The sequence below is a fragment of the uncultured Thermomonas sp. genome (assembly GCF_937872235.1).
GTDB lineage: Bacteria > Pseudomonadota > Gammaproteobacteria > Xanthomonadales > Xanthomonadaceae > Thermomonas > Thermomonas beijingensis.
Genome location: NZ_CALMPC010000044.1, coordinates 1 through 3,779, shown reverse-complemented (window position 1 = coordinate 3,779; position 3,779 = coordinate 1). Strand labels below are relative to the sequence as shown.

The 3,779-nt window shown below is 60.3% G+C and carries 4 protein-coding genes; 3 read left to right on the top strand and 1 reads right to left on the bottom strand.

Annotated features, from left to right (window positions below; genetic code table 11):
• Nucleotides 1-168 precede the first annotated feature (168 nt).
• From QWB57_RS03765 to QWB57_RS03755, 3 genes are all read left to right on the top strand, one after another.
• On the top strand, nt 169-1,851 hold the full coding sequence (locus QWB57_RS03765) for a GspE/PulE family protein (RefSeq protein ID WP_223629639.1): 1,683 nt from the start codon (nt 169-171) through the stop codon (nt 1,849-1,851).
• 38 nt (nt 1,852-1,889) lie between these two features.
• Entirely contained in the window at nt 1,890-2,696 is an 807-nt protein-coding gene (locus QWB57_RS03760) for a D-hexose-6-phosphate mutarotase (protein ID WP_288968388.1), read from the top strand.
• Between the two features lie 78 nt (nt 2,697-2,774).
• Nucleotides 2,775-3,491 (top strand): hypothetical protein, encoded by a 717-nt coding sequence (locus QWB57_RS03755; RefSeq protein WP_288968386.1) that lies wholly within the window; start codon nt 2,775-2,777, stop codon nt 3,489-3,491.
• A gap of 61 nt (nt 3,492-3,552) precedes the next feature.
• Here QWB57_RS03755 and QWB57_RS03750 read toward each other — a convergent pair.
• The coding region (locus tag QWB57_RS03750) for a PfkB family carbohydrate kinase (protein ID WP_288968385.1) at nt 3,553-3,779 on the bottom strand (227 nt) is incomplete at its 5' end.

The window sequence follows — 3,779 nt, the reverse complement described above, 5'->3', positions numbered from 1 at the left end:
AATTTTTGTTTTTCGGCCACCGGCACATCGCGAAAGCCGAAGTGGGTGGTGTCGGACGGGGTCTGTTGCGGGTTCATGGCGGGATTATCGCACCGTCGGGATTGATGGCGATCAATACAGCCCGTGTAATCACGTACAAAATGGGAAGACATCCCATTGGAGTGTCCCATGGTCCCACCACCCAGCGTCACGGCGCCGTTGTTGATCGCCGATGATCCCGCACTGGATCGCTATTTGCTGGACATCCACGGCAAGAACTTTGCGTCGCATGTCGAGAGCGGCGGGGTCGATCTGGCTACTTGGCTGGCCAGCGGCGAAGATGCGGATGAACGCAGCTTCCAAGATGCGCAGCGATTGGGCCTGCCGCTGCTGCGGCTGCCTGATGTAGCGGTGGATTCCGCCACTGCGGCCCTGTTGCCCCCGCAGCAGGCGCGCCGCTTACGGGTGGTGCCAATGCGGCTGCACAACGGGCTGTTGGCGGTGGCGATGGAAGACCCCACCAATGCGGAAGCGTTGGCGGCTGTGGAGTTTGCCACCACCCGCCACGTGTTGCCGCTGGTGGCCACCGGGCGTGGTATTCGCGAAGCTATCGCCCGCTGTTACGACCAAGTGGAAGATCGGGAAACCGTACGCAAGCTGGGGCTTGACCCACTGGCGACGGTAGCGGACAACGAAGCCGAAGCCCGCCGTCTGGCCCGCGAGCAGCCGGTGGTGCGGTTGGTGCACGATCTGATTGCCGATGCAGTGGTGCGGCGTGCCTCCGACATTCATTTGCGTCCCGGTGAACATGCGACCGATGTGCTGTACAGGATCGACGATGAATTGGTGCCGGTACGCAGCCTGATGCGCGCGCTGCATCCGGCCGCAGTCAGCCGAATCAAGGTGTTGGGTGGAATGAATCTGGCCGAACACCGCACCCCACAGGATGGGCGGACCAGCTTCACCTTGGACGATGGCACCCGTGTGGATCTGCGCATCTCCATCTTGCCGACGGTGTTTGGTGAAAGTGCGGTGGTGCGCTTGCTGGATAGCCGGCAAAGCTTATGGGATCTGGATCAGCTAGGGCTGACAGAAGCAGACCGGGTACGGGTGGAAGATGTGATGGCGCGGAGCCATGGCATGTTCCTGACCACGGGGCCCACCGGCTGCGGGAAATCCACCACGCTCTACGCAATGCTGCTGGAGCTGCGCAAGCAACGCATCAATATCCTGACGATTGAAGATCCGGTGGAATTTCATATTGCAGATATTCAGCAGATGCAGGTCAATCGCGCGGCTGGTTTCACCTTTGCCAGTGCGATGCGTAATTTCTTACGGCACGACCCGGATGTGATCATGGTCGGTGAAATCCGGGATCGTGAAACCGCAGGCATCGCGGTGGAAAGCGCGCTAACCGGGCACCTGCTCCTGAGCACACTGCACACCAATACCGCCGCCACCACGGTGACCCGCTTGCTGGATCTGGGAGTGGAGCCATATCTGTTGCGTGCCAGTTTGTTGGCGGTGATGTCGCAGCGCTTGGTGCGCTTGACCTGCCCGCATTGTCGTGAAGTGGAAGATGTGTCGGCGCATATGCGTGAAACCTTGGGCATCCATGCCGCGGAGGTGTTTTATCGCGGGCGTGGCTGCGTGCAGTGCGAAGGTTTGGGGGTCTATGGGCGGCAGGCGGTGTATGAGTTGCTGATGATGACCCCGCGCCTGCGTGAGTTGGTTGTCCCTGGTGCAGAGGCCGATACGATCCATCGGGTTGCAATGGAGGAGGGGATGACGCCGATCACGCAGGCGGCGGTAATCCTGGCGCGCAGTGGCGCGATTGCACTGGCCGAAGCATGGCGGGTGCGTGCGGACTGACGATGCCGCCGTGTGCGACACTGGCAAGCATGCATGCCATGCCCATCACCGCTTTCGATACGCAATGTATTGCCCTGCACGCGGAAGGTGCCAGCGCCTTGGTTGCTCTGCATGGTGCGCACGTCTTGTCGTGGATCCCCGCCGATGGGCGAGAGCGATTGTTCCTGTCCAAACTTACTGTCTTCGATGGGAGGGCGGCGATTCGTGGCGGTATCCCAGTGATCTTTCCGCAGTTTGGTGAGCGCGGGGCATTGCGCAAGCACGGGTTTGCCCGCAACTGCGGGTGGCGCTTCATGGGTGTGGAGTGCGGTGCGGCCGTATTCGAGCTGCGCGGTGATGGTGATGTGCATTGGCCATATCCTTTCGTGGCCTGCCTGCGAATTGGCCTGACCGCCACACGGCTCGCGGTGACACTGGAAATCGAAAATACCGGCGATACGGCGTTCGCTTTCACCGCTGCGCTGCATACCTATCTGGGCGTGGGCGACATCGCGCAGGTGCGCGTGGAAGGTCTGCAAGGTTGCGACTACGAAGACAGTGCCAACGGTGGCACCTTGCATCGGCAAAGTGATTATGCGGTGGCATTTGTGGACGAAACCGACCGCATCTACAGCGATGTGGTGGCGCCGCTCACATTGGTCGATGGCGCCCAGCGCCTTGGCATCGAACAGCAAGGTTTTACCGATGTGGTGGTATGGAACCCGGGCGCGCGTCTGGCCTCCGGGATTGCAGATTTGGAGGCCGGCGACTGGCAGCGTTTTGTCTGCATCGAGGCCGCGCAGGCGGCGCAGCCGGTGCTGTTGCAGGCGGGTGAGCAATGGCAAGGTCGGCAGCAGCTGGGTTGATATTACGGTGGCAGGGTGCGCTGGATGTGCGGGCGTGTTGAAATACTGGCTTGCCGTTTTGTTGCACAGAGAATTCCGATGAAATCCATTGCGATTGCGTTGTGTCTGGCCCTGAGTGCTTGCAAGGGTGAAGATCCGGAGGCCGCCGGCAAGGCTGCCGCCGCACAGAAAGCCGCGCAAGAACAGGCCGCCGAAGTGATGGAAAAGCAATTCAACGAGGCCGTGGCGGCGCACAACTGGCGCTTGGCCAAGGGCTATGGGGAAGTGCTGCAAGTGGATCATCCGACCACCGATGCGGCAGCGCGGGTCAAGGATCAGCTGGAAGCTGTGCGTGCCAAGGCCGAGGCCGAAGCCCAGCAGCAACGTTTGGCGGCGCTATGGGATTATGGTGATGAGTTGGTTAAGCCCAATGGGCACCAACTGTCGGCGGCGATTTATTCGCAAGAGCCGGTGGACACCGATGGTGGTGGTGCCCATCCGATTCGTTTGATTTTTCGCGATCACCCCAGCTGGGGCCGCAGCGCTTATCTGGTGTTGCAGGCGGGTGATTTCGACTGTTATAGCGGCTGCAAATTGAAGGTCACACTGGATGGCAAAGTGGTGAGCTTGCCCGGCTCACGGCCGAAGACCGACGAGGCCATCGCGATGTTTGTTGATGACCACAAAGCGTTGTGGAAGCTCGCTAAAACCGGCAAGCAACTGTCCATTGAATTTCCCACCAAAGCCGTGGGCAAACGCACCGCGCAGTTTGAGGTGAGTGGTTTGCAGTCAGAAAAACTGCCGAAGTGGAATTGAGCTTGCTCAATCAGGGGCGGAAGACATCAGGCATGCTTGATGTCTTCCATCCACGCTTGCCTTATGTCAGCGCGTACCCAAACTGCTGGCGGAATTGTTCGGCAAATTCGTCGTAGTCGAAACGCTGGTTCTGGGTGCCGGGGTGCTCCACCTTGAGTGCGCCCATCAGGTTGCCCAGGCGGCCAATGGTCATCCAGTCATAGCCTTTTTCGATGCCGAAGATCAGCCCGGCACGGAATGCATCGCCGCAGCCGGTGGGGTCGGTGACGCGGCGTTCATGCGCTGGCG

What these genes read in the sequence shown, in the direction of transcription:
- QWB57_RS03765 (WP_223629639.1), top strand. Translation starts at nt 169, where the DNA reads ATGGTCCCACCACCCAGCGTCACGGCGCCGTTGTTGATCGCCGATGAT.
- QWB57_RS03760 (WP_288968388.1), top strand. Translation starts at nt 1,890, where the DNA reads ATGCCCATCACCGCTTTCGATACGCAATGTATTGCCCTGCACGCGGAA.
- QWB57_RS03755 (WP_288968386.1), top strand. Translation starts at nt 2,775, where the DNA reads ATGAAATCCATTGCGATTGCGTTGTGTCTGGCCCTGAGTGCTTGCAAG.